At 72.9% G+C, this 898-nt stretch carries 1 protein-coding gene; it reads left to right on the forward strand.

The features are described from left to right. Nucleotides 1-898 (forward strand): lipid II flippase MurJ (locus tag ABTU92_RS29785; protein WP_408095148.1); only part of this gene is annotated, 898 nt, incomplete at both ends.

Here is an 898-nt window from a genome sequence, read left to right on the forward strand (position 1 = left end):
TCGGCCTCGTGCTGATGGTGCTGACCGGCCGGGTCGACGTGCTGGCCTGGGCCTTCACGATCTCGTTCAACGCGCTCGCCGCCTGGGGCGTGTGGACGCTGTGGCGCGAGGGCCATTTCAGCTTCGCCGGCGTCCGGCCGTCGCTCGTGCTCGAGGCCGGGCTCGACTTCCTGCGCCGCCTGCGCCCGCTGCTGGCGCTGCCTTTCGTCGAGCAGCTGAACGTCTGGGTCGAGCGCCTGCTCACCTCGCGGCTCGGCACCGGCACGGTCGCCTCGCTCGACTACGCCCGCACGCTGACCGACAGCGCGAACATGCTGATCAGCCAGCCGGTCGGCCTCGGCGTGCTGTCGACCCATCCGCCCGAGGACGACCGCGCCCGCATCGAGCGGATCGCCGCCCCGGTGCTGGCGCTCGCCCTGCCGGCCTCGATGTTCGTCGTCGTGTTCGCGCCCGAGATCGTGCGGCTGGTGTTCTTCCGCGGCGCCTTCACGGAGCAGGCCGTCGTGCTGACCAGCCACGCCCTGCAGGGCATCGCGGCCGGCCTGTGGGCCTCGACGCTCGGCTGGATCCTCCTGCGCACGCTCAACAGCACCGGCCGCAACCTGCACGCCGCCCTGATCCTGATCGCCGCCCACGCGCTCAACATCGCCTTCAACATGGCCACCGCGTCGCTGCAGCAATCGAGCGGCGCCGGCGTGCTGATCATCGGGGCGGGCGAGGCGGTCCGCAGCCTGGTGCTGCTCGGCGGCACCCTGCTCGCGCTCTCCTGCCGCCGTCGCATCGCCGTGATGATCCTGATCGCCGCCGGCCCGGCCGCCGCGATGCTCGGCGCCGGCCTGCTGATCCGCGACGAGATCACCGGCACGCTGCCGCGGCTCGCCGCCGGCGGCCTCGCTTG

It is taken from the genome of Rhodoplanes sp. SY1, assembly GCF_046000175.1.
GTDB lineage: Bacteria > Pseudomonadota > Alphaproteobacteria > Rhizobiales > Xanthobacteraceae > Rhodoplanes.